Origin of the sequence: Magnetospirillum sp. SS-4, from assembly GCF_902729425.1 — a bacterium.
Taxonomy (GTDB): Bacteria; Pseudomonadota; Alphaproteobacteria; order Rhodospirillales; family Magnetospirillaceae; genus Phaeospirillum.
Genome location: NZ_CACVCH010000106.1, coordinates 1 through 3,934, shown reverse-complemented (window position 1 = coordinate 3,934; position 3,934 = coordinate 1). Strand labels below are relative to the sequence as shown.

The following is a 3,934-nucleotide window of genomic DNA, read 5'->3' as shown; positions in this document are numbered from 1 at the left end:
AGGCGAAAAACCCCACCCATCCAAGTCGGTGACCGGTTCGCAAAGGCAAATGACCACACCAGGAAAGTCTGGGAGGTGTCCCGCCTTTGGACGGCGGTCGATGGTGTGCCCCATGCCCGGCTTGTGAACAAGCATGAGACACTGATGGTGTCTGTTGGAACTTTGAATGATCAGGAGTTCTTTGTGGCCGTTCCTGTGATGCGGAACGAACCATAAAGCAGATCGGCGGTGGCGAACTGGCGAGAACTCCACCGCCGGATCGTGCTGGACGGATTTGGTTTATGGGGAGGGTCCATCCAGATGTGGCCGCATTGGGGGAATGCCACCTTGAAACGCTATCTCATTCGCCCCGTGCCATCAAGACGTACAGGATGAACTTCTCGCCCATATGGTGAAAATCTTGAACGCAAATCCGACCATGGACACCGCATCGGTCACCGTAACGACAATCAGCATCATCCATGTCAAGAACGCAGGAAAACTGCGTGCTTTGGCTGATGTTGAAGTTGTCTTTGATGGCGTCGAGATGATCATCCAAGGTGTCCAGGTTCGAGCGGATGGCAAAAGCACCGAGGTCTCCTTGCCAACATATCGAGCAACTGATGGTTCCTGGAGACCCGCAATCATCCTGCCCGACGAAATCAAGACGGCCATTTCGGACACGGTGATCGCTGCTGGTTTGGAGGCCGAGATTCTCCGGGTGAAGGAGGAATCCTTGGCGGATCGCTGTAAGGATGCGAAAGAATCCAAAGCAGGACAGGAATGATCGGGTTGGATGCGGATTGACGGTGCCAAATGCTCATGTCATTCGTTAAAGCCATACTTTTCGTAGGGGGGGCAACATGAACAAGTCCGAATTGATCAATGCCGTCGCCGATGCGGCCAACATGACCAAGGCCGATGCGGGCAATGCCGTTGATGCTGTCTTTGCAGCCATCACCGCCGCCATGAAGTCGGGCGATGATGTGCGTCTGGTCGGCTTCGGAACTTTCTCGGTTTCCGCTCGTGCTGCTCGCGAAGGCAGGAACCCGCAGACTGGCAAGACCCTCACCATCGCGGCCAGCAAGTCTGCCAAATTCACCGCCGGAAAGAGCCTCAAGGACACCATCAATGGCCGATGACATCAAGGCTCTGACGACCAAGATCGTGGTCGCCTACTTGGGTGGCACCGCCTTGGCAGCCACTGAAATCCCAAGCCTGATCAAGTCCGTTTATTCGACTTTAGCCGCTACGGACAACCCTGCTTCAGCACCGACTGAACGGCAGCAACCTGCCGTTTCTGTGAAGCGGTCAGTGACCCCAGATTACATTGTCTGTTTGGAATGCGGTGATCGGCAGAAGATGCTCAAGCGACACCTCACGACTGGACATGGGCTGACCGCCGACGAGTACCGGACCAAGTGGTCTTTGCCCAAGGATTACCCTCTCGTCGCCCCGGAATACGCTGCACGTAGATCAGAGTTTGCGAAGGCTGTTGGGCTGGGCTATTCCCGGACGAACCGGAAGCCAAAATCAGCCACCTGACGAACACATGAAGAGGGGCACCATGCCGCCACGTAAGAGTTCCCAACCCGCGACTGCCCCCAAGCCTGCCAAGGTCGCCAGGAAGGCTGGTCGGTCAACTCGTGGCCGGTTGGATGATGGCAGTGCCAATCCCATTGATGTCCATGTTGGTGCCCGCATTCGGCTTCGTCGGACCCTGCTTGGCATGAGCCAGGAAAAGCTTGGCGAATGCCTGGGGTTGACCTTCCAGCAGGTGCAAAAATACGAACGTGGGGCCAATCGGGTCGGAGCCTCCAGGCTGTTCGATCTATCCCGTGTTCTGGATGTGCGGGTCGGATATTTCTTCGAGGAAATTTCTGAGACTGCCCAGGCAGCATCGCCGGTCGAGGTGATCCGGGGCAACGTCACCAAGTCAGTTGAAATCCCCGACGATGATCCGATGGCACGGCGGGAAACCCTGGAATTGGTACGTGCCTATTTCAGCATCAATGACCCCAAGGTCCGGGATCAGGTTCTGGCCCTGGCAAAATCGCTGGCAACCACCAAGTAGTGGGCAACTTAGCGGTATGCGATGAGGAATTATGGACGAAGCTGACGTTGCGAATGATCGGGCTGAGCAATTCATTGCTGAAGCTTTGAAGGCCGCTCGATTGAAGAAGGACGAGGCTCCCTCGACCGGCGTTTGCCGATCCTGCGAGGAATTGATCGAAGTCGAACGCCTTCAGGCGAACCCAGCAGCACGTTTATGTGCAGGGTGTGCGGTGGAAGCAGAGGCCGCACGGAAGCGTGCCCACCGCGTCGGCGGGTAGACTTCCTGATGATCCCCGAATAGGTCGAACATCGCATTAAAAATGCGAGGGTCGCGTAGCCGAAATGACTCACATGACACTCACATAGATGATGCACCTAGAATATAATTCTTGAATATCAATACATTGTGAGATACGCCTGTTCATTCGTAATGCGCGGGCCGGGGGTTCGAGTCCTCTCGCCGGCACCATTCTTTTCAAGGGCTTAGCGTTAATTCGCTAGGCCCTTGACCATTTCCGGCAGCGCGAGGCGCCGGGTTGCCCCGGCGCCTCCTGCCCCATCCTCCGCGGCGGCGGGAGGACGGGTCAGTGGACGGTCTCTCCGTGCTGGGTGATGTCCAGGCCTTCGCGTTCCTCGTCGGCGCTGACCCTGAGGCCCATCACCATGTCGATGGCCTTCAGCAGGATGAACGACACGACGGCGGTGTAGACCACGGTGATCAGCACCCCATAGACCTGGGTCATCACCTGGCCGCCGTTGCCTTCCAGCAGGCCGCCGACGCCGCCGATGGATTCGACCGCGAACACGCCGGTCAGGATGGCCCCGACAATGCCGCCGACGCCATGCACGCCGAAGGCGTCCAGCGAGTCGTCGTATTTCATGGCGTGCTTGAGGGCGGTGGCGCCCCAGTAGCAGACCGCGCCCGAAATCAGGCCGATCACCAGCGCGCCCCTGGGGTCGACGAAGCCGGCGGCCGGAGTGATGGCGACCAGGCCGGCGACGGCGCCCGACGCGATGCCCAGCGCCGACGGCTTCTTGCGCAGCAGCCATTCGGCCACCATCCACGACAGCGCGGCCGAGGCGGCGCCGATCTGGGTCACGGCCATGGCCATGCCGGCGCGGCCGTCGGCGTTGACGGCGGACCCGGCGTTGAAGCCGAACCAGCCCACCCACAGCAGCGACGCGCCCATGATGGTCAGGCTGAGGTTGTGCGGCGCCATGTTGTCGGTGCCATAGCCCTTGCGCGGCCCCAGCACGATGGCGGCCACCAGGCCGGCGATGCCGGCGTTGATGTGGACCACGGTGCCGCCGGCGAAATCCAGCACGCCCATCTTGGCCAGGAAGCCGATGGGGGCGCCGGTCTCGTCGAACATCCACACCCAGTGGCAGATGGGGGCGTAGACGAACACCAGCCACAGCGCCATGAACGCCAGCATGGACGAGAACTTCATGCGGTCGGCGAAGGCGCCGGTGATCAGCGCCGGGGTGATGATGGCGAAGGTCATCTGGAACATCATGAACACCGATTCCGGGAACGGATTCGGCAGCGCCATCGACCCCTTTTCAAGGCCGCTGAGCAGGACACGGTCGAAACCGCCGATAAACGCCGAACTGCCGGTGAAGGCGAGGCTGTAGCCGATGACCGCCCACAGCACGGTGATCATGCAGGTGATGGCGAAGCTCTGGGTCATGGTGCCCAGCAGGTTCTTCCGGCGCACCATGCCGCCATAGAACAGGGCGAGGCCGGGAATGGTCATCATCAGCACCAGGGCGGTGGAGGTGAGCATCCAGGCGGTGATGCCGGTGTCGACGGCCACCGCCGCCGCGGCCGGCGCGGCGGCCTCCTCGGCCCAGGCGGCCGTCGAGGCAAGCATCAGGCCTAGGCCTGTCGGAACGGACA

General features: G+C 60.1%; 7 protein-coding genes. 6 read left to right on the top strand and 1 reads right to left on the bottom strand.

Annotation, left to right across the window (positions count from 1 at the left end):
* From MTBSS4_RS22195 to MTBSS4_RS17650, 6 genes are all read left to right on the top strand, one after another.
* The coding region (locus tag MTBSS4_RS22195) for a hypothetical protein (RefSeq protein WP_254432645.1) at window positions 1-216 on the top strand (216 nt) is incomplete at its 5' end.
* A gap of 202 nt (window positions 217-418) precedes the next feature.
* Window positions 419-766: a hypothetical protein gene (locus MTBSS4_RS17670; RefSeq protein WP_173984698.1), complete on the top strand. Its 348-nt coding sequence runs from the start codon at window positions 419-421 to the stop codon at window positions 764-766.
* 76 nt (window positions 767-842) lie between these two features.
* A complete protein-coding gene (locus MTBSS4_RS17665; protein WP_173984697.1) occupies window positions 843-1,121 on the top strand; it encodes an HU family DNA-binding protein in 279 nt (92 codons plus the stop codon).
* Window positions 1,111-1,524, top strand: a complete 414-nt coding sequence (locus MTBSS4_RS17660; protein WP_173984696.1) for a MucR family transcriptional regulator — start codon at window positions 1,111-1,113, stop codon at window positions 1,522-1,524. The genes MTBSS4_RS17665 and MTBSS4_RS17660 overlap by 11 nt, the downstream gene beginning before the upstream one ends.
* A 22-nt stretch (window positions 1,525-1,546) precedes the next feature.
* Complete coding sequence (locus MTBSS4_RS17655) at window positions 1,547-2,053, top strand: helix-turn-helix domain-containing protein (protein ID WP_254432644.1); 507 nt, start codon at window positions 1,547-1,549, stop codon at window positions 2,051-2,053.
* A 31-nt stretch (window positions 2,054-2,084) separates the two neighbouring features.
* Window positions 2,085-2,312, top strand: coding sequence for a TraR/DksA C4-type zinc finger protein (locus tag MTBSS4_RS17650; RefSeq protein ID WP_008622709.1), 228 nt, complete (start codon window positions 2,085-2,087; stop codon window positions 2,310-2,312).
* A gap of 306 nt (window positions 2,313-2,618) precedes the next feature.
* Here the strand turns inward: MTBSS4_RS17650 and MTBSS4_RS17645 are convergent, their stop codons facing one another.
* On the bottom strand, window positions 2,619-3,908 hold the full coding sequence (locus MTBSS4_RS17645) for an ammonium transporter (RefSeq protein WP_173984695.1): 1,290 nt from the start codon (window positions 3,906-3,908) through the stop codon (window positions 2,619-2,621).
* Between the last annotated feature and the right edge of the window lie 26 nt (window positions 3,909-3,934).